The sequence below is a fragment of the Rhodanobacter sp. K2T2 genome (assembly GCF_013408815.1).
In the GTDB taxonomy this organism is placed as follows: Bacteria; Pseudomonadota; Gammaproteobacteria; order Xanthomonadales; family Rhodanobacteraceae; genus Rhodanobacter.
The window spans coordinates 95,559-113,958 of the sequence record NZ_JACCCA010000011.1 but is presented as its reverse complement, the minus strand read 5'-3'; the positions used below and the strand labels follow the sequence as shown (position 1 = coordinate 113,958).

Annotated in this window: 20 protein-coding genes; 18 read left to right on the top strand and 2 right to left on the bottom strand. The window is 64.0% G+C overall.

The genetic code is table 11. From position 1 onward, the window contains the following. Nucleotides 1–143 precede the first annotated feature (143 nt). Together HDE78_RS16965 and HDE78_RS16960 are read right to left on the bottom strand one after the other, a co-directional pair. Nucleotides 144–743 (bottom strand): Maf family nucleotide pyrophosphatase, encoded by a 600-nt coding sequence (locus tag HDE78_RS16965; protein WP_179481657.1) that lies wholly within the window; start codon nt 741–743, stop codon nt 144–146. Continuing rightward, complete coding sequence (locus HDE78_RS16960; protein ID WP_179481655.1) at nt 740–1,192, bottom strand: hypothetical protein; 453 nt, start codon at nt 1,190–1,192, stop codon at nt 740–742. Before HDE78_RS16960 ends, HDE78_RS16965 begins: the two co-directional genes overlap by 4 nt. Before the next feature lie 149 nt (nt 1,193–1,341). On the opposite strand from HDE78_RS16960, the gene HDE78_RS16955 reads away from it, so the two are divergent. The 18 genes from HDE78_RS16955 to HDE78_RS16870 all read left to right on the top strand — a co-directional run bounded on the left by HDE78_RS16955 (nt 1,342) and on the right by HDE78_RS16870 (nt 18,396). Next, nucleotides 1,342–1,860, top strand: coding sequence for a YceD family protein (locus HDE78_RS16955; RefSeq protein ID WP_255457870.1), 519 nt, complete (start codon nt 1,342–1,344; stop codon nt 1,858–1,860). Nucleotides 1,861–1,943: 83 nt separating this feature from the next. Next, nucleotides 1,944–2,138: a 50S ribosomal protein L32 gene (rpmF, locus tag HDE78_RS16950; RefSeq protein WP_179481653.1), complete on the top strand. Its 195-nt coding sequence runs from the start codon at nt 1,944–1,946 to the stop codon at nt 2,136–2,138. Between the two features lie 163 nt (nt 2,139–2,301). Further along, entirely contained in the window at nt 2,302–3,276 is a 975-nt protein-coding gene (locus HDE78_RS16945) for a beta-ketoacyl-ACP synthase III (protein ID WP_179481651.1), read from the top strand. Nucleotides 3,277–3,424: 148 nt separating this feature from the next. Next, nucleotides 3,425–4,372, top strand: coding sequence for an ACP S-malonyltransferase (gene fabD, locus HDE78_RS16940; protein WP_179481649.1), 948 nt, complete (start codon nt 3,425–3,427; stop codon nt 4,370–4,372). Nucleotides 4,373–4,427: 55 nt separating this feature from the next. Continuing rightward, entirely contained in the window at nt 4,428–5,171 is a 744-nt protein-coding gene (fabG, locus tag HDE78_RS16935; protein ID WP_179481648.1) for a 3-oxoacyl-ACP reductase FabG, read from the top strand. Nucleotides 5,172–5,435: 264 nt separating this feature from the next. Then, entirely contained in the window at nt 5,436–5,675 is a 240-nt protein-coding gene (gene acpP, locus HDE78_RS16930) for an acyl carrier protein (protein ID WP_007805185.1), read from the top strand. Nucleotides 5,676–5,914: 239 nt separating this feature from the next. Then, complete coding sequence (gene fabF / locus HDE78_RS16925; RefSeq protein WP_179481646.1) at nt 5,915–7,153, top strand: beta-ketoacyl-ACP synthase II; 1,239 nt, start codon at nt 5,915–5,917, stop codon at nt 7,151–7,153. Nucleotides 7,154–7,155: 2 nt separating this feature from the next. Next, nucleotides 7,156–8,520, top strand: a complete 1,365-nt coding sequence (locus HDE78_RS16920) for an aminodeoxychorismate synthase component I (RefSeq protein WP_179481645.1) — start codon at nt 7,156–7,158, stop codon at nt 8,518–8,520. Further along, complete coding sequence (pabC, locus tag HDE78_RS16915; protein WP_179481643.1) at nt 8,520–9,347, top strand: aminodeoxychorismate lyase; 828 nt, start codon at nt 8,520–8,522, stop codon at nt 9,345–9,347. The genes HDE78_RS16920 and pabC overlap by 1 nt, the downstream gene beginning before the upstream one ends. Beyond that, nucleotides 9,344–10,381 (top strand): endolytic transglycosylase MltG, encoded by a 1,038-nt coding sequence (gene mltG / locus HDE78_RS16910; protein ID WP_179481641.1) that lies wholly within the window; start codon nt 9,344–9,346, stop codon nt 10,379–10,381. The genes pabC and mltG overlap by 4 nt, the downstream gene beginning before the upstream one ends. Before the next feature lie 5 nt (nt 10,382–10,386). After that, complete coding sequence (tmk, locus tag HDE78_RS16905) at nt 10,387–11,034, top strand: dTMP kinase (protein WP_179481773.1); 648 nt, start codon at nt 10,387–10,389, stop codon at nt 11,032–11,034. Continuing rightward, nucleotides 11,031–11,966 carry a DNA polymerase III subunit delta' gene (gene holB, locus HDE78_RS16900; RefSeq protein WP_179481639.1) on the top strand — a complete coding sequence of 312 codons (936 nt, stop codon included), beginning with the start codon at nt 11,031–11,033 and terminating at the stop codon, nt 11,964–11,966. Before tmk ends, holB begins: the two co-directional genes overlap by 4 nt. After that, on the top strand, nt 11,957–12,928 hold the full coding sequence (locus HDE78_RS16895) for a PIG-L family deacetylase (RefSeq protein WP_179481637.1): 972 nt from the start codon (nt 11,957–11,959) through the stop codon (nt 12,926–12,928). Before holB ends, HDE78_RS16895 begins: the two co-directional genes overlap by 10 nt. A gap of 191 nt (nt 12,929–13,119) precedes the next feature. Next, a complete protein-coding gene (locus tag HDE78_RS16890; RefSeq protein ID WP_179481635.1) occupies nt 13,120–16,005 on the top strand; it encodes an EAL domain-containing protein in 2,886 nt (961 codons plus the stop codon). A gap of 153 nt (nt 16,006–16,158) precedes the next feature. Further along, the gene (locus HDE78_RS16885) at nt 16,159–16,506 is read left to right on the top strand and encodes a PilZ domain-containing protein (protein ID WP_179481771.1); all 348 of its coding nucleotides are present in this window, start codon (nt 16,159–16,161) and stop codon (nt 16,504–16,506) included. A gap of 246 nt (nt 16,507–16,752) precedes the next feature. Beyond that, nucleotides 16,753–17,109: an NADH-quinone oxidoreductase subunit A gene (ndhC, locus tag HDE78_RS16880; RefSeq protein WP_179481633.1), complete on the top strand. Its 357-nt coding sequence runs from the start codon at nt 16,753–16,755 to the stop codon at nt 17,107–17,109. Continuing rightward, nucleotides 17,100–17,657 carry an NADH-quinone oxidoreductase subunit B gene (locus tag HDE78_RS16875; RefSeq protein ID WP_179481631.1) on the top strand — a complete coding sequence of 186 codons (558 nt, stop codon included), beginning with the start codon at nt 17,100–17,102 and terminating at the stop codon, nt 17,655–17,657. The genes ndhC and HDE78_RS16875 overlap by 10 nt, the downstream gene beginning before the upstream one ends. A 10-nt stretch (nt 17,658–17,667) precedes the next feature. Then, complete coding sequence (locus HDE78_RS16870) at nt 17,668–18,396, top strand: NADH-quinone oxidoreductase subunit C (RefSeq protein WP_179481629.1); 729 nt, start codon at nt 17,668–17,670, stop codon at nt 18,394–18,396. The last annotated feature ends 4 nt before the right edge of the window (nt 18,397–18,400 follow it).

The window sequence follows — 18,400 nt, the reverse complement described above, 5'->3', positions numbered from 1 at the left end:
GAGGTCGAAGCGGCATACGCAGGGCTGAGCCAGTGTAGCTTTCGCCTTCGCCTGTTGGCGATATTTTGCTCGGATGCCTAGAGCGTGCGACGAAATGAGCGAGGTACGCAGATAATCCAGAATGCTGCTGCGTAGCCAGCGTGTTACGGGATGACGAGTCCGCACTCGCGCAACAGCCGCGCTAGCGCGATCAGCGGCAGTCCGATCAGCGCGCTGGGATCCCGATTGTCGATGCGCTCGAACAAGCTGATGCCCAGTCCTTCGCATTTGAAGCTGCCGGCGCAGTCGATCGGCTTCTCGCGTTCGACATAGCGCTCGATCTCGGCCCGATCGAGTCGGCGAAAATGCACGCGGGTGAGATCGACATGCGTATGCCGGCTGCCGTCGCGTGTATCGAGCACGCACAGCGCCGTGTGGAACTGCACGATGCGGCCGGAGCTCATGGCCAATTGACGGCAGGCGTTTTCGACACTACCGGGCTTGTCCAACGTCAGCCCGTCGAGTTCGGCCACCTGATCCGAGCCGAGCACCAGCGCATCTTGCAGCCCCTCGGCCGCCGCCTGCGCCTTTGCTACCGCTAGCCGTAAGGCCCGCGTGCTGGCTGTTTCGCCCGCGAGCGCCGCCTCATCGGTGCCCGGCGCTCGCTGTTCGAAGTCGACAATCAGCCGTCGCAGAAGCTCGGCGCGATAGCGCGAGGTCGATCCAAGCACGATGCTTACCGCACGTTCCCGATCGGTGCTCACGCTTCCGGCTCGCGGCGGATGTGCTCCCGCATGGCGCTGTTGAGATCGCGTTGGGCCTGAGTCAGCGCCTGCAGCAGCGGCTGCAGGCGATTTCGGGCGGCCGTCATCGACAGTGCCGCCTCGTCCAGCTCGCGCTCGCTCGCTCGAGACGAACGGTCGCGTATCCACAGCCGTTGCTGCAGCAGAGCGCGCAGGCCGGCGTCGATCGCGTTTTGCGCGTCCTGCTCGCTGGCTGCCGGCAGATCGGGGTTGAGCGACATCACGGCATGGGCCTGCTGTAGGCCGCTGCGACAGGTCTTGAGGTCTACCTCGAGCCGGTCGGCCAGGTCGAGCAGATGCTGAAGGCTAGCGGTGCGCTTTGCCTGGCGGCGACGAGACAAGGCCATCCAGGCTGCCACAGCAATAACAAGTACGGCGATGGTGGCTGCGCCGAGCGTCAAATTGGGCATTCACGACACTCGGGCTCGGCTGCAATGCCCTGCAGTTTGCCGTATAGCGACTGGGTAGGGCAAAATACCTGGCCAATTCAGCGAATTAAGTCCGCTTTTCAACCGTATCAGTTGACTTAAGCGCGCCGGAAACCTAACATTTACAGATTATGTCCGTGACGCTGCCAGAGTCCGTGGACGCTTGGCGCATGGTTTCGGCGCGGCGTTCGTTTGAAGGAACGCTACCTATCGCGACCTTGGCGCGCCTGTGCGAGGCACTGTCGTCGACTGATGGGTTGGTGGAATACGGCATGGATTTTGGCCGTGACAGCCTCGGCATCAGCTACGTCGACGTTCGCGCGCAGGCATCGCTGAGTGTGGTTTGCCAGCGTTCGCTCGAACCGTTTGCGTTGCCGGTGGTAGTGAATACGCGACTGGGCTTGATCAAGCATGAGCGCGACGAAGCGGGTTTGCCGCCTGAGTGCGAGCCGCTGCTGGTTCCTGACGATGGCCGGATGAGTCTGGCCGATGTCATAGAAGATGAATTGTTGTTGGCGTTGCCGCTGGTGCCGGTCAATCCGGAAAGCAGGCTGCCCGACGAAGTGACAAGCCACGAGTCGGAAGAGGAATCTTCCGGCGAGGGGCGTTCGGAGAATCCGTTTGCGGTCTTGCGCGAACTGAAGAAGTAACTACAAGAAATAGCCACCGGCCCGGGTCGTCGATCCAGGTCACGTTGATTCAGACCACTCAAGTTTTCTGTTGGAGAAATGCCATGGCAGTTGCCAAGAGCCGCCGTACCCCGTCCACCCGCGGCATGCGTCGTTCGCACGACTCGCTGAAGACCGTGCAGCTGTCCACCGATCCGACCAGCGGCGAGGTGCATCTGCGCCACCACGTCACCAAGGACGGCTACTACCGTGGCAAGAAAGTGATTGAAACCAAGGGTGCGGTGTCGGTCGACGATTGATGGTTCGTCGGGAACCCTACCCGGTTCCCGATGGTGTCCATGAAGGCGAAACGGCGCGATGACGCGCCGTTTTGCGTTTCTACCCGGTGGAAAGTAACGTGGCGCAGTTGATTTCGACGCTGCAATGCTGCGCGATACCCGAGCTTTGGTTGATGGATAAACGATGACCCAGATCTACTCCCGCATTATCGCGACCGGCAGCGCCTTGCCCGAGCGCGTGGTAACCAACGCCGATCTGGAAAAGATCGTCGATACGAGTGACGAGTGGATACGCACGCGTACCGGCATTCGCCAGCGTCACATCGCGGCGGACGGCCAGACGACCGGCGACCTCGCTTTCGACGCCGCGCAGCGCGCGCTGGAGGCCGCCGGCGTCAAGGCATCCGAGCTCGATCTGATCGTACTGGGCACCACTACGCCCGACCTGATTTTTCCGTCGACCGCCTGCCTGGTGCAGCATCGGCTCGGCGCCAACGGCTGCGCGGCGTTCGACGTCAATGCGGCCTGTTCGGGTTTCGTCTATGCGCTGGGCGTCGCCGACAAGTTCATCAAGAGCGGAGCATCGAAGAAGGTGCTGGTGATCGGTGCCGAAACGCTGACTCGCATGGTCGACTGGACAGAGCGCGAAACCTGCGTGCTGTTCGGTGACGGCGCTGGTGCCGTCGTGCTGGAAGCGTCGAGCGAACCGGGCATTTACGCCACCTGCCTGCATGCCGATGGCGGCCACAAGAATCTGCTGTACAACCCGGTCGGCGTATCGGTCGGCTTTACCGACGAGCCGAATCACGGTGTGCGCATCCGTATGGCTGGCCGCGAAGTATTCAAGGTTGCGGTGAAGACGCTCGACTCGCTGGTCGACGAAACCCTGCAGGCCGCCGGCATGCAGGAGTCGGACATCGACTGGTTGATTCCCCATCAGGCCAATCTGCGCATCATCGAAGCCACCGCCAAGCGTCTGAAGATGTCGATGGATCGTGTGATTGTCACGGTCGACCAGCACGCCAATACCTCGTCCGGCTCGGTGCCGCTGGCGCTGGATCACGCCGTGCGCTCGGGCAAGGTGCAACGTGGCCAGAACCTGTTGCTGGAAGCGTTCGGCGGCGGCTTTACCTGGGCCTCCGCGCTGCTGCGTTATTGATAGCGACTCCACTGTTTTCCAGCTTCACCCATCGATGCCGCCTCCGTGCGGCATCGTTGCGTTTCGGTCCGGCGTTGCCGGATACAGCTGCGTATGGCGGCAGATGCTGGCACCATGGCGGTTTTCTCCGAACGAATTCGCTCGACTCATGAACGCAAAGTCCGCCTCGCTCGCTTTTGTTTTTCCCGGCCAGGGTTCGCAGTCGGTCGGCATGCTGGCCGAGCTGGCCGCTGCACACCCGGAAGTGCAGGCCTCGTTTGAGGAGGCGTCGCAGGGTGCCGGTCTCGATCTATGGAACCTGGCCGCGCACGGGCCGGAAGATCAGCTCAATCGCACCGAAAATACTCAGCCGGCCCTGCTGGCCGCCAGCGTGGCGGTGTGGCGTGTCTGGCAGAAGCTCGGTGGCGCACAGCCGTCGCAGTTCTCGGGCCACAGCCTGGGCGAATACAGCGCCCTCGTATGCGCCAATGCGCTGTCTTTGCACGATGCCGCGTCGCTGGTCGCCGAGCGCGGACGTTTGATGCAGGCGGCGGTACCGGCCGGCGTCGGCGCCATGGCGGCGATTCTCGGCGGTGACGATGCGCAGATTGCCGCCGTATGCGAAGAGGTCGCGCAGGGTCAGGTGGTCGCGCCGGCCAACTTCAATTCGCCCGGCCAGCTGGTGATCGCCGGCAATGCCGAGGCGGTCGATCGCGCGCTGGCGCGGCTGGCCGAACTGGGCGTAAAGAAGGCCATCAAGCTCGCCGTGTCGGTGCCATCGCATTGTGCGCTGATGCGCGATGCGGCCGATCGTCTGGGTGAGCGGATGGCGTCGATTTCATGGCGGCTGCCGTCGACTCCGGTCGTGCAGAACGCCGAAGCCAGGAAATATACCACCGTCGACGATATCCGCAGCGCGCTGCAGCGCCAGCTGTATCTGCCGGTGCGCTGGACGCAGTGCGTGCAGGCGCTGGCCAGCGGCGGTGCCACGCGACTGGCCGAGTGCGGTCCGGGCAAGGTATTGACCGGTCTGATCAAGCGTATCGACAAGAGTCTCGAAGCGCGCGCCATCGGTACGCCGACCGATATCGACACCGCCGTTGCCGAATGGGTCTGACCGGGCACGCTTTTTTCGATAGCAATCTTCACTCCGCGAACATCAGGACAAATCGATGAGCAATACCCTGCAAGGTGAAATCGCGCTGGTCACCGGCGCCAGTCGCGGCATCGGTGCCGCCATCGCCGACGAGCTGGCTGCCATGGGCGCCACGGTCATCGGCACGGCGACCAGCGAAAGCGGCGCGGCGGCCATCGGCGAGAGGCTGGCCGCCAGCGGCGGGCACGGCCGCGTGCTGAACGTCACCGACAGCGCGGCGGTCGAGGCGCTGGTCGACGGTATCGGCAAGGAGTTCGGCGCGATTTCGATTCTCGTCAACAACGCCGGCATTACCCGCGATCAGCTGCTGATGCGTATGCGCGAAGAAGACTGGAACGTGATCCTCGATACCAATCTCAGCTCGGTCTATCGCACGTCGAAGGCGGTGATGCGCGGCATGATGAAGGCACGCAAGGGTCGCATCATTTCGATCGCCTCGGTGATCGGGCTGACCGGCAATCCGGGCCAGTCCAATTACGCAGCGGCCAAGGCCGGCATCATCGCGTTCTCCAAGTCGCTGGCGCGCGAGATCGGCTCGCGCGGCATCACGGTGAACGTGGTGGCACCCGGTTTTATCGATACCGACATGACCAAGGCGCTGCCGGAAGAGTCGAAGCAGGCGCTGCTGGGACAGATCGCGCTGGGTCGGCTCGGTGACGTGGCCGATATCGCCAAGGCGGTGGGCTTTCTGGCCTCGCCCGCGGCGGCGTACATCACCGGCGAAACCCTTCACGTCAACGGCGGCATGTATATGCCGTAGGAGCCTATCGGGCTTTAGCGGTCGAGGCCTATTTGCGGCCCGGCCAGCTAAAGTCCGACACGCTCCTGAGGCCTGTGGACCGGGTGGTCGCCAGCGGGCACGTTTTAGGCGACAATTACCCTTTCGTGACGGTCGACTCGGCCGTCACTACGTATCATCGGCACATCGTGGCGGCTTCCCGGCGAAGCCACTACAATGCCGCCGGGCTTGTGCAGGCACTCGCCTGCATGGACAAACAACTACTCCTTGAGAGGTATGGGCAACATGAGCACCATCGAAGAGCGCGTCAAGAAAATCGTCATCGAACAGCTGGGCGTAAAGGAAGATGAAGTCACGGCGAACGCGTCGTTCGTAGACGATCTGGGCGCTGATTCGCTCGATACGGTGGAACTGGTCATGGCACTCGAGGAAGAGTTCGAGACCGAGATTCCGGACGAAGACGCCGAAAAGATCACCACCGTGCAGCAGGCTGTGGATTACATCAAGGCCCACTCCAAGGATTGATCGATCCGACATGGGTCGGATCGGAGCCTGGCAGCGACGTTGCCCGACCACCGATCTGGCCACATCGAACACTGCGCCTCTACCGGCGCAGTTTTCATTTCTGCATTTTGTAACGTCCTATCCCGTATGGTGCGCGCTGCGTCTGCGTTGCTGCCGATGACGTATCTATCGAATGCGCCGCTCGCCGATGCGCCGTTTGACCAACCACTGCGGATTGACGGATTACCAAGGAACACAGCATGAGCAAGCGTCGAGTAGTAGTCACTGGCATGGGCATCATTTCCCCGGTTGGCAACGACATTGCCAGCGCATGGGATCGCGTCGTCAAAGGGATCAGTGGCATCGTCCCGGTCACGCATTTCGATGCTTCTGCCTACGCCACCCGCATCGCCGGTCAGGTCAGCGATTTTGACCCGGCCCAGTGGATGGCGGCGAAAGACGTCAAGAAGATGGACCCTTTCATCCACTACGGTGTGGCGGCCGGCACGCAGGCACTGAAGGATTCCGGTCTGGAGATCACCGAGGCCAACGCGCCGCGTATCGGTGTGGCCGTGGGCGCCGGCATCGGCGGGCTGTACACGATCGAAGCCACCACGCTCGATCTGGCCGCCAAAGGCCCGCGCAAGGTGTCGCCGTTCTATGTGCCAAGCTCGATCATCAACATGGTTTCCGGCCAGTTGTCGATCATGTTCGGCCTGAAGGGGCCGAATATTGCCTGCGTCACCGCCTGCACCACGGGCTCGCATAACATTGGCTTGGCGGCGCGAATGATCCAGTACGGCGACGCCGACGCGATGATTGCCGGCGGTACCGAATTTGCGACCACCGGCACGGCAATGGCCGGCTTCTGCTCGGCCAAGGCCATGTCTACCCGCAACGACGAGCCGACCAAGGCCAGCCGTCCGTGGGACAAGGACCGCGACGGCTTCGTGCTGTCCGACGGCGCCGGCGTATTGATGCTGGAAGAATACGAACACGCCAAGGCGCGCGGTGCCCACATCTATGCCGAGCTGGTCGGCTTCGGCATGAGCGGCGACGCCTTCCACATGACCGCGCCGAGCGAAGGCGGCGAAGGCGCGGCGCGCTGCATGCAGACCGCGTTGAACGATGCCGGCCTCAACGCGTCCGACGTGCAGTATGTGAACGCGCACGGCACCTCGACGCCGCTGGGCGATCTTGGCGAAGTAATGGCAGCAAAAACGGTCTTTGGCGATCACGCCTATAAGCTGGCGATGAGTTCGACCAAGTCGACCACCGGGCATCTGCTCGGTGCGGCCGGTGGCGTCGAGGCGATCTTTTCGATCCTGGCGCTGCGCGATCAGGTGCTGCCGCCGACGATCAATCTCGACGAGCCCAGCGAAGGCTGCGATCTGGATTTCGTGCCGAACACCGCGCGCGAGGCCAAGATCGACGTGGCGATTTCCAACTCGTTCGGCTTTGGCGGCACCAACGGCACGCTGGCATTTCGCCGCGTCTGAGCGTGGAAAAGCACGGTCCGGCGCTCAGCCGGCGAGTTCTCGGCGGCCGGCGCGATCTGCTCGCGCCGGCCGCCGCCTTTCCGGCGCGCTATCCCTGCCTGCTCGAAAGCGTGGTGCGCGGCACAGCGCAGTCGCGTTACGACATCTTGTTTGCGTTTCCGCGTGAGGCGCTGACGCTGCTTGCCGATGGCATCGTGCGCGATGGAGCAGGGCAGGTTGTTGGCAGTGCCTTTCTCGATGCGCTGGACGCTGCATGGAGAGCGGAGCGCGTTGCATACGCCGAGGATGATCAGCTGCCGTTTCATGGCGGTTGGGTGCTCCTGCTGGCTTATGAACTTGCCGGTGAAATCGAGCCGCGCCTGCGGCTGCGTCCACCGTCGTCTCTACCCGTGGCGTTGGCCGTTCGTTGTCCTGCGGCGGTCATCGTCGATCACGTTCGCGATTGCACGTTTCTGATCGCCGAAGCGGGTGACGAAAGCTTGCTCGATCAGCTCGAGACCGATCTCGCTGCGGCGCCGCCGATTCCTCCATTGCCGCCGTTGAAGGCATGGCGTGAGGATGCGCCCGAGTCGTTTCTCAACGGCGTGGAACGCATCCACGAATATCTGCGCTCCGGCGATATTTTTCAGGTAAACCTGTCGCGTGCCTGGCATGCGCAGTACGCCGAAGCGCCGTCGCCCGCGTCGCTTTACCGTCAACTGCGACAGGCCAATCCCGCACCGTTTGCCGGCTTGCTGCAGCAGCCTGAGTGGGCGGTGGTGAGCTCGTCGCCGGAGCGGCTGGTCGAGGTGCGGCAGGGTCTGGCGCAGACCCGACCGATCGCGGGCACGCGCGCACGCCTGCCGGGCGATGATGATGGGGAGCGCATTCGCGAACTCACCGCCCATTCGAAAGAACGCGCCGAGCATGTGATGCTGATCGATCTGGAGCGTAACGATCTGGGCCGCGTTTGCGTGCCCGGCACGGTCGAGGTCGACGAGCTGATGGCGGTAGAGAGTTATGCCCACGTTCACCACATCGTCTCCAATGTTAGAGGCCGACTGCGCGCCGATGTCACGCCCGGCGGAGTCATCGCCGCCACGTTTCCGGGCGGCACCATCACCGGTTGCCCGAAGGTGCGCTGCATGGAAATCATCGCCGAACTGGAAGACGCTCCGCGCGGCGCCTATACCGGCGCACTGGGCTATCTCGATCGCAACGGCGACCTCGATCTGAACATCCTGATCCGCACGCTGACGCTGTCGGGCGCCGAGGTCAGCCTGCGCGCCGGCGCCGGCATCGTGGCCGATTCGATGGCTGTGCTCGAACTCGATGAAACTCGCGCCAAGGCCCGCGGACTGCTGCGAGCACTCGGAGTGCCGGATTGATGGCCGTGGCCACGCTGATCAACGGCTCGTCCGAGCGCGCGATTTCTCCCATGGATCGCGGGCTGGCCTACGGCGACGGGCTGTTCGAAAGCATCCGCTTCGTCGGCGCAAAAGCGCCGCTGTGGCAGCGGCATATGCGGCGGCTCGACGAGAGCTGCCGACGTCTGCGCATGCCGGCACCCGACCCCGGACAGCTCTGGGAAGAAGCGAGTGCTGTCCGTCGTGATCTGCCGCACGCCGTCGTGCGCATCACGTTGACCCGCGGCGTAGGCGAGCGCGGCTACGCACCCCCGGCGCGGCCGTCGATGACCCGCATCGTGGCAGCTTTCGCGGCGCCCGTCGTGCCATCGGAAAATTATGCGGATGGCGTGTGCGTTCGTCTGTGCGAGCTGCGAATGGCAGCGCAACCCGCGCTTGCCGGCATCAAGCATCTCAATCGGTTGGAGCAGGTGCTGGCGCGCGCCGAGTGGAACGAGCCGGCGGTTGCCGAGGGCTTGCTCTGCGACAGCGACGACCGTGTCGTCTGCGCCACCATGGCCAACGTTTTTGCCGTCATCGACGGTGCGCTGCTAACGCCGTCGGTGGATCGCTGCGGCGTCGCCGGCGTGGCGCGCGCCGAGGTGTTGCAGGCATTTCCGCAGGCGCAAATCGGCGATATTTCGCTGGATGCGCTGCGGATGGCCGAGGAAATCTTTCTGACCTCCAGCGTGCGGGGCATCGTGCCGGTAAGCTTGCTCGGCGATCGTGTGTATGCGCCGGGTACCATCACCCGCAAAGTTCAGCAGCATTGGCACACACTGGGGTTTTCGATGGAGCAGGCAGGATGAGCCGCAGAACGATAAAAGGCGGCGCGTTGGCGAAGTCGCTGTGGACGATCGTGCTGCTGATCATCGTCGGCGGGGTGGCCTACGGCGCCTACGATTACAACCGCTTTACCAGCGCGCCGCTGCATGTCGCGGCGCCGGGCGAAAGCATCGATATTGCGCGCGGCACGGGTTTCCGGAATATCGTGACGGACCTGCAGCAGCGCGGCGTGAGCGATGCCAACGGACTTTATTGGCGTCTGCTGGCCGAGCAGATGCGCGTGGCGGGCAAGCTGCATGCCGGTGAATATGCCATCGATGCCGGCATGACGCCGCGCCAGCTGCTGGCCAACATGGCCGCCGGCAAGGTGCTGCAGCGCAATTTCACTATCGTCGACGGCTGGACCTTTGCCGAGCTGCGTCAGGCGCTGGTCCATGCCGACAAGCTCAGGCACGACAGCGTGGGGCTGGACGACGCCACCGTGATGCAGAAAATCGGTGCTGCCGGCGAAGCCCCCGAGGGCTGCTTTCTGCCGGAGACCTATGCCTACGTGAAAGGTGACAGCGATCTGGATATTCTCAAGCGGGCGCACGGCGCGATGAGCAAGATGCTCGATGCGCTATGGCCGCTGCGCGACAAGGATCTGCCGCTGGCCACGCCGTACGATGCACTGATTCTGGCCTCGATCGTGGAGAAAGAAACTGGCCGCGCCGACGAGCGTCCGCGCATCGCCGGCGTATTCGTGCGGCGGCTGGAAAGCCACATGATGCTGCAGACCGATCCCAGCGTGATCTACGGCATGGGCGCGCAGTACACCGGCAATATTCACAAGAGCGATCTGACTACCGATACGCCGTACAACACGTATACCCGCGCCGGCTTGCCACCGACGCCGATCGCCCTGCCAGGCAAGCCTGCACTGGAAGCGGCGCTGCATCCGGCCGCGGGTAACGACCTGTATTTTGTCGCTCGCGGCGACGGCGGGCACATATTCGCCAGCACGCTCGAAGCGCACAATCGCAATGTCGACTGCTACCAGCGGAAGCATTGCCAGTGAGTGCTATAGCGCAGGCCACAACGCGTGGAAAATTCATCAGCCTCGAAGGCGGCGAGGGCGCGGGTAAAAGCACCTTGCTGACCGGGCTGCGCGCGACCATCGAGCAGCATGGTTTCACCCTGGTGCAGACGCGCGAACCCGGCGGTACGCAACTGGGCGAGGCTGCACGTGCCATCGTGCTCGATCCCGCGCAGCGTGGCCTGACCGCCGAAGCGGAACTGCTGCTGATGTTCGCCTCACGCGCGCAGCTGGTGCGCGAGGTGATTGCCCCTGCGCTCGATACCGGGCAGTGGGTGCTGTGCGATCGATTTGCCGATGCCAGTTACGCGTATCAGGGCGGTGGGCGCGGCCAGCCGGTCGAGCGCATCGCCGAGCTGGAGCGCTGGGCCTGCGCCGGGCTCAAGCCCGATCTGACGCTGCTGCTCGATCTGCCCGTGGCGACCGGCCGCGCCCGCGCCGCCGGTCGCGGTGAGGCGGATCGCATCGAGGTCGAGGCGGATGCGTTTTTCGAACGCATTCGCTCGACCTATCGGGAGCGCGCGGCGGCCGAGCCGGATCGCTTTCGCGTGCTCGATGCCAGCCAGTCGCCGGCCGACGTGCTGAGAGCGGCTACTCAGGCCATCGCCGAATTATTTGCAGGTCGGCCGTCATGAGCGCCTTGCCCTGGCATGCCGAGCACTGGTCGCGCCTGCAGTCGCGCCGTCAGCGCGATGCGCTGCCGCATGCGCTGCTGGTCTGCGGCGCTGCAGGTCTGGGCAAGCGCGAGTTCGTGCAGCGTTTCGTCAACGGGCTGTTGTGCGAGCAGCCGGTCGATGGCGACGCCTGCGGGCACTGCCGTCGCTGCCTGCTGCTGGCGGCGGGCAGTCATCCGGATCTGATCGAGCTGAGCTTCGGTCTGCGCAAAGACGGCGTGCAGCGCAGCGAAATCGTGGTCGACCAGATCCGCGATCTGTCCGCCCGGCTGGCCATGAGCAGCCAGTTCGGCGGCTGGCAGGTGGCGCTGATCGATCCAGCTGACGCGATGAACCCGGCCGCCGGCAATGCGCTGCTGAAAACGCTGGAAGAGCCCTCGCCGCAGACCATGCTGATCCTGATGGCGGATGCGCCATGGCGTTTGCCGCAGACCATCCGCAGCCGCTGCCAGCGCATCGAGTTTCATCTGCCCGACGCTGCCGAGGCGCTGGCGTGGCTGCAGGCACAGGGCGTGCGTGACGCGGCCGGCGCGCTGGCGGCTGCGGGTGGCAATCCAGGCCTTGCCAGCGCATGGGCGCAGGAAGGCGCGCTCGATCGCCGGCTCGAAGTGCGCAAGGATCTGGCCGCGCTGGCGGCCGGTCGCGGTCAGCCGATGGAAGTGGTCAAGCGCTGGCTGGATAACGAGCCGGCCCAGCGCCTGTGGTTCGCCGCGCAGGCCGCGGCCGATGAAATCCGGTCCAAGGTCACGGATAAACCCGGCCCGCTTGCCAGCGCGTTGAACGCCGAGACGCTCGACCAGTGGTACAACGCGGTCAATCGCACGCGGGAAAGTCTGCGCGGTCCGCTGCGCGCCGACCTGCTGCTGCTGGAACTGCTGGCGCAATGGCGTTGACGGCCGCGGCCGTCAGCGTGCGCCCATCGTCTTCCACGCTGAAGCTGCCGGCCTTTTCCGCGCAGACTCGTCTGCTGGTGATCGCGCCGCATCCGGATGACGAGACGATCGCCAACGGCGTGCTGATCCAGCGCGTCCGCGCCGCCGGCGGTGAGGTGAAGCTGGTGCTGCTGACCGCGGGCGAGAACAATCCCTGGCCGCAGCGCTGGCTCGAGCGGCGACTGTGGATCGGCGCGGCCGACCGGCAGCGCTGGGGGCAGCGTCGCCACATTGAATTGCGTCAGGCGCTGCAACAGCTGGCTGTTCCATCGGCCGCGCTGCAAACGCTGGAATGGCCGGACATGGGCGTGACCGATGTTCTGCTGCACTCCGGTTCGCGTGCCGTGGAGGAGCTGGCCGCGGCCATCCGTGCGTTTTGTCCCAACATCGTCGCCATGCCGTCGATGGATGACCGTCATCCAGACCACGGCTCCGCTTATGTGCTGACCCGGCTGGCTTTGGCATCGCTGTCGGATGCGCCGCTGCAGCTGGCTTATCTCATCCACGGACATAGCGCACACGAGCGCTTTGTCGACATGATCGGAACGCCCGAACAGTCGGCCACCAAGCTGCAGGCGCTGAACGCACATCATAGCCAGATGGCTTTGAGCGGCAGTCGCATGCGCCGGCTTGCCGGCCGTGTCGAACGCTATACGCAGGTTTTGCCGGCGTCGCCGACGCCACGCGATGCGCTCCCCTGGCGGCCGCCGGCGTGGTTGCGGCCGCTGCTGCGCCTGAGCGTGGTCGATCGGTCGTCCGTGCAGACCTGGCCGTGGTCGCGGGCGCCGCTGCAGCGCGACGGTGAGGGCAGGTATCGTCTTGAGTTACCGGATGCAGCCGCGGGCGGACCGCGTTTCGCCCGACTGGCGTGCGCGCTCCCCTCGCTGTGGATCTTCGATCGCTGGGGCTGGTGCGAAATCTGAGAGATCGGTGCGGCCCTTGCATCGGTTGAGCGACAGCGCTAGCTTCGCCGCAGGGGGAACGACCACGCCGATGTTAGGGACCAGTGCAAAGCTGCTGGTGGCGTTGTCTGGACCGACAAGAACGCCGCCGACCTGTTTGCCTCCGGGCGGACGGCAGGTGGACGGACTCCGTTTACCGGCTGGCTACCTGCATGCGTACTTCGGATCAGAATCCACGACGGGTTGACCCCGGGCTGAAACCTCGGAACGTATCCAGCGAAAGCCGGTACGCGGTGCTTTCCGATCTCGGTCAATTACTGCTGCGCTCGCTCGATCCTGCCGTGCTCTACGAAGCGGTGATCGAGGTGCTGGAGCAGCGCATCGGCGCGCGTCTGGTGATGGTTGGCGAGGTGGATCGCGCCATTGGATGGTTTCGGCGCATCGCACCGGCGCGCGTTCCGGCGGGAATGGAAGATATTTATCCCGAGCGGCTGCCGTTCGCCGTGGCGACGCCCTCATTCTGGGAGGGCACGCCGCAGCTGGAGGCCGATATCGCGCACCTGTCGGGCATGGAGAGTTTTCGCATGGCCTTCAGGCGCCACGGCGTCACTTCGTCGATCGCGGTGCCGGTGCTGACTTTCGGCGAAGTGCAGGCCGGTCTGGTAATACGTTCCTCCGATGTCGATTTTTTCTCGACGGCGATGATCGAGCTGTTGCAGCAGGCGGCGTGGAGTATCGGCCTGGGGCTCGAGGCCTATCAGCAGCGAATGCGCCTGCTGCAGTCGCTGCGCGAGGAAGCGCGCCAGCGGCAGGCGCTGCGGCTGCTCAGCGAAATGATCAAGGTGGTCTCGCGAAGCGGGGAGGAACCGCAACTGCTGGCCGATGCCTGCCATGTTGCCCGACACGTCGGCGATTACGCCCTGGCATGGATCGGATTGTCGCCGGACCCGATCGAACCCGGCATCCAGTGGCGGGCACGTCATGGCTTCAGCCACGACAACGAGGCAGGCAGCGGTAGCACGGTGCTGGTTGAAGGCTTTGCCGCGGAAATAGCTCGGCTGACGCTGCAGGCCGGAGAGCCGCAGGTCAGGTACCTCTCTTCTTGCGGACTCGACGAGCGCCCGACGGACGATCCCGCGATGCCGCTGCGCGCGCTGCTGGCATTGCCGCTGCGGATCGATGAGGTTGCGGTCGGTGTGTTTGTCATCGGCACCGCCGAGGCCGATGCGTTCAACGCGATCGAGATCCAGGTGTTCTCGGAAATGGGGATCGAACTCGGCCTGGGTATCCAATTTCAGCGCGCACGCGCGGCCCGTCTTGCGGCCGAGCGGGAGCTGCGCTTCAACCTGCAGCATTTCCGCACGATTCTTTCGCATCAGCACTCGGGCATTCTGGTGATCTCCGAGGAAGGGCGGGTGATGTTCGCCAACAAGGCATTCTGCGAGCTGTACGGCTTCGAGCAGACACCGGCCGAATTGGAGAACCGGGCATCGAGCGTGATCTTCGATCGGCTCACGCATGCCTACCGCGATCCCGACGCGGAATTTCTGCGGCTTCGGGAAATCCTGCGCCGAGGCGAGGCCATCAAGGATGAGGAAGTCCACATGCGCGACGGGCGCATCTTGCTGCGCGACTTCACGCCTATCTATATTGACGGCATCCGCCACGGACGCATCTGGAATCAGCGCGATATCACGTCGCAGAAAACGCAGCAGGCCAGCGTCCACCGCCTGGCGTTCTACGACGTGGTCACCGGGCTGCCCAATCGGCGCCTGCTGTTCGATCTGCTTGAAAAAGCGCGGGCCGGCACGCGACAGCATGCCTCGCTGTTGGCCATAGGCGTGCTGGATCTGGATCGCTTCAAGAGTGTCAACGACACGATCGGACACGGCGGCGGCGATCAGGTGCTGGTGGAAGCTTCTGTGCGGGTGCGCAGCCTGCTGCGCACGGTCGACGTGCTGGCCCGGTTCGGTGGCGACGAGTTTGCGCTGATGATCCCCGGCCTGGACAGCAAGGAGCAGCTCGACGCGATCAGTCGCTGCATCCTGCAGGCGCTGCGGCTGCCGTTTCATTGCAGTGGCGAGCAGCTGCACCTGTCGGCCAGCATCGGTTGGACGCTGTTTCCGCTCGATTCCGCCGATGCCGAAGGGTTGGTACGCCATGCCGATCTGGCCATGTACGCGGCTAAACAGCAGGGCAAGGATCGCGGCGCCTTCTACGAGCCGCAGATGGAGCAGGAGCAACTGCGTCTGCAGGCCATGCGCGAGCGCGTCGCCCAGGCGCTGGTGCAGTCGAGATTGCGGCTACTGTTTCAGCCGATCGTCTATGTTGACGGTCTTGCGGGGCCGCAAGGTGTGGCCAGCATGGAGGCGCTCATCCGTCTGCATGACGACGAACTGGGTCTGATCGAGCCAGCCAACTTCACTCACGTACTGGATGATCCGCAGCTGGCGCGGCCAATCGGTCGCTTCGTGTTGGGCGAAGCTTTCAAGCATTGCCGGGAATGGCTGCAGCAGGGCGCGTCGATTCCGGTGTCGGTGAACATCAGCACGCGGCACCTGCTGCATCCGGCGTTCTTCAGCGACATCGATGTGGCGTTGGACGCTTATCCCGAAGTGATGGACGTCGGCTTCTGCATCGAAATCACCGAAACCGGTCCGAGCATGGATCATGTGCAGGCCGCCGTGGTGATCGAGGAGTGCCGTCGCCGCGGCATTCGCGTGGGCCTGGACGATTTCGGCACCGGCAGCGCGTCGCTGAGCCATATCCAGCAGCTCGATATCGAACATATCAAGCTCGACCAGCGTTTTGTGCGGGACATCCTCGGCGACGATCGCAATATGGCCATCGCTGCCGGTGTGATCACCACGGCCCGCATGCTGGCCAAGTCGGTGATCGCCGAAGGCGTGGAGTCGCCGGAAGAGGGGGACGTGCTGGCGTCGCTGGGCTGCCATCAGCTGCAGGGGTTTTCCATTTCGCGCCCGATGCCGGGCTTCTCGGTGCCAGCGTGGGTGGCCGGCTGGCTGCCGCCGCCGTCTTGGAGTCGGCTGTCCGGCGAGCGCCAGTCCCTGCTGGACGGCCGGCAGCTCGGCGCCTGAGTACGCCATCGACGCCATGCGTCTGCGCAAAACGCATCGCGCGGTTGCGCCCGATGCCGCCGCCGCGGTGGTGCGATGCCAGCGCAGCCTTTATGATCGAAGCATGGATCGGTCGATGCGTTCGGCCGGCAGGAGTCAAGTATGAAACCCGTGGTGGCCGCTGTCCGACAGGGCATCATCTCGCTGAAAATCAAAGATGCTCCGTCGCTTTACAACGCCTATATGCCGTTCCTCAAGAACGGCGGACTGTTTGCGCCGACAGCGCAACAATATGCCTTGGGCGACGAGGTGGTTCTGCTGGTCACGCTGGCCGAGGAAACCGAGCGTCTGTCGGTGGTCGGCAAAGTGGTATGGATCAGTCCGCTGGGCGCGCAGGGTAACCGCACGGCCGGCATCGGTGTGCACTTCAACGAATCGGGTGACGCCGAGGCGGCGCGCAGCCGCATCGAGAATATTCTTGCCGGCACGCTGAGCTCGGATCGTCCCACGCATACCATGTAACCGCGCCGTCGCGATCTGCGGTCAAACCGCACATTGCGGTCATTAGTGCTTGTCGTAGTACCCGTACGCGCTGGTACAATAACCAAGTTCGCGGACCCGTTCTTCGCGAAACGTCACATGCTTCGGGCCTCGCGCCTGCAAGTGTGGTCGATCAGCTCCCCGCTGCTCCGGCCCGACGAACCAAAAGCCGCCAGACCGTTTCCCCGCGGTCACTGATGCGCCGCACGGCGCGGAGGTAGTTGCATCGTGATTGCCGAATATTGGCCCGTTCTGTTGTTCATCGCCGTGGCGATCGGTCTGGGCCTGGCGCTTCTCGCCATTGGCCTGCTGGCCGGCCCCAGCCGCCCGGGTGCCGAAAAGCTGGCGCCGTACGAGTGCGGCTTCGAGGCGTTCGAAGACGCCCGCATGCAGTTCGACGTGCGCTATTACCTGCTGGCCATCCTCTTCATCATTTTCGATCTGGAAATCGCCTTCCTGTTTCCGTGGGCGGTGGTGTTCCAGAAGATCGGCGCCGTGGCGCTGATCGAGATGGCGTTGTTCCTGCTGCTGCTGGTAATCGGTTTCGCTTACGTCTGGAAGAAAGGGGCACTGGAATGGGAATGAGCAATTCCATAAGCCGGGTGATGCACAACCCGGAGCCGCTGAATCTGGTCGACGATATTCTGCGGCCGGCCGGCGACAACCCGATCGTCCAGCGCGGCTTCGCCACCACCAGCGTCGACGCGTTGATGAACTGGGCGCGCACCGGCTCCATGTGGCCGATGACCTTCGGTCTGGCTTGCTGCGCAGTGGAGATGATGCACGCCGGTGCGGCGCGTCTGGACCTGGATCGCTACGGCGTGATTTTTCGCCCCAGCCCGCGCCAGTCCGACGTGATGATCGTGGCCGGCACCCTGGTCAACAAGATGGCTCCCGCGCTGCGCAAGGTCTACGACCAGATGCCGGAGCCGAAGTGGGTGATCTCGATGGGCAGCTGCGCCAACGGCGGCGGCTACTACCACTACTCGTACTCGGTGGTGCGCGGCTGCGACCGCATCGTGCCGGTCGATATCTACGTGCCGGGCTGCCCGCCGACGGCCGAGGCGTTGATCCACGGCATTCTGCAGTTGCAGAAAAAAATTCGTCGTACCAGCACCATCGCGCGTTCGTAAGAGGCTCTTCATGTCCGACCCACATTCGAACGCGCTGGCCGACCGTCTCGCCGCGCGATTCGGCGAAACGCTCACTATCAGCAAGGTCCGCAACGAGACCACCGCCGAACTGTCCGCCGCCGATCTCATCGTGGTCGCCACCGCTTTGCGCGATGAGTCGGCATTCCAGTTCAGCGAACTGGTGGATCTGTGCGGTATCGACTACCTCGGCTACAGCCAGGTCGAATGGGATACCGACTCGGTTTCCAGCACTGGCTTTTCGCGCGGCGTGGAAGGCCAGGCGATGGGCCGTTTCGACTGGGCCAGCCGACCGCTCAACGAGGACAAGCCGCGCCGCTTTGCTTCGGTCGTGCATCTGCTATCGATCGTGCACAACTGCCGCCTGCGTCTGCGCGTTTTCTGCGACGACGACACGCTGCCGGTGGTGCCGTCGCTCACTCTCATCTGGCCGGGCGTGAACTGGTTCGAGCGCGAGGCGTTCGACTTGTACGGCATTATTTTCGACGGTCACCCGGACCTGCGCCGCATTCTCACCGACTACGGTTTTGTGGGGCATCCGTTCCGCAAGGATTTTCCGCTGATCGGCAACGTCGAAGTGCGCTACGACCCCGAGCAGAAGCGCGTGATCTACGAGCCGGTGTCGATCGAGCCGCGCGTGCTGGTACCGCGCACCATCCGCAACGACGCCGACCTGATGCAGGCCGAAGCCGAAGCCGCCGACGACTGGCAGAGGAACTGATCGT

Coding starts and splice junctions, on each gene's coding strand:
- fabD (WP_179481649.1), top strand. CDS start 3,425: ATGAACGCAAAGTCCGCCTCGCTCGCTTTTGTTTTTCCCGGCCAGGGT.
- pabC (WP_179481643.1), top strand. CDS start 8,520: ATGGCCGTGGCCACGCTGATCAACGGCTCGTCCGAGCGCGCGATTTCT.
- mltG (WP_179481641.1), top strand. CDS start 9,344: ATGAGCCGCAGAACGATAAAAGGCGGCGCGTTGGCGAAGTCGCTGTGG.
- fabG (WP_179481648.1), top strand. CDS start 4,428: ATGAGCAATACCCTGCAAGGTGAAATCGCGCTGGTCACCGGCGCCAGT.
- HDE78_RS16870 (WP_179481629.1), top strand. CDS start 17,668: ATGTCCGACCCACATTCGAACGCGCTGGCCGACCGTCTCGCCGCGCGA.
- HDE78_RS16890 (WP_179481635.1), top strand. CDS start 13,120: ATGCGTACTTCGGATCAGAATCCACGACGGGTTGACCCCGGGCTGAAA.
- HDE78_RS16960 (WP_179481655.1), bottom strand. CDS start 1,192: ATGCCCAATTTGACGCTCGGCGCAGCCACCATCGCCGTACTTGTTATT.
- HDE78_RS16955 (WP_255457870.1), top strand. CDS start 1,342: ATGTCCGTGACGCTGCCAGAGTCCGTGGACGCTTGGCGCATGGTTTCG.
- HDE78_RS16875 (WP_179481631.1), top strand. CDS start 17,100: ATGGGAATGAGCAATTCCATAAGCCGGGTGATGCACAACCCGGAGCCG.
- holB (WP_179481639.1), top strand. CDS start 11,031: ATGAGCGCCTTGCCCTGGCATGCCGAGCACTGGTCGCGCCTGCAGTCG.
- acpP (WP_007805185.1), top strand. CDS start 5,436: ATGAGCACCATCGAAGAGCGCGTCAAGAAAATCGTCATCGAACAGCTG.
- HDE78_RS16945 (WP_179481651.1), top strand. CDS start 2,302: ATGACCCAGATCTACTCCCGCATTATCGCGACCGGCAGCGCCTTGCCC.
- rpmF (WP_179481653.1), top strand. CDS start 1,944: ATGGCAGTTGCCAAGAGCCGCCGTACCCCGTCCACCCGCGGCATGCGT.
- fabF (WP_179481646.1), top strand. CDS start 5,915: ATGAGCAAGCGTCGAGTAGTAGTCACTGGCATGGGCATCATTTCCCCG.
- HDE78_RS16895 (WP_179481637.1), top strand. CDS start 11,957: ATGGCGTTGACGGCCGCGGCCGTCAGCGTGCGCCCATCGTCTTCCACG.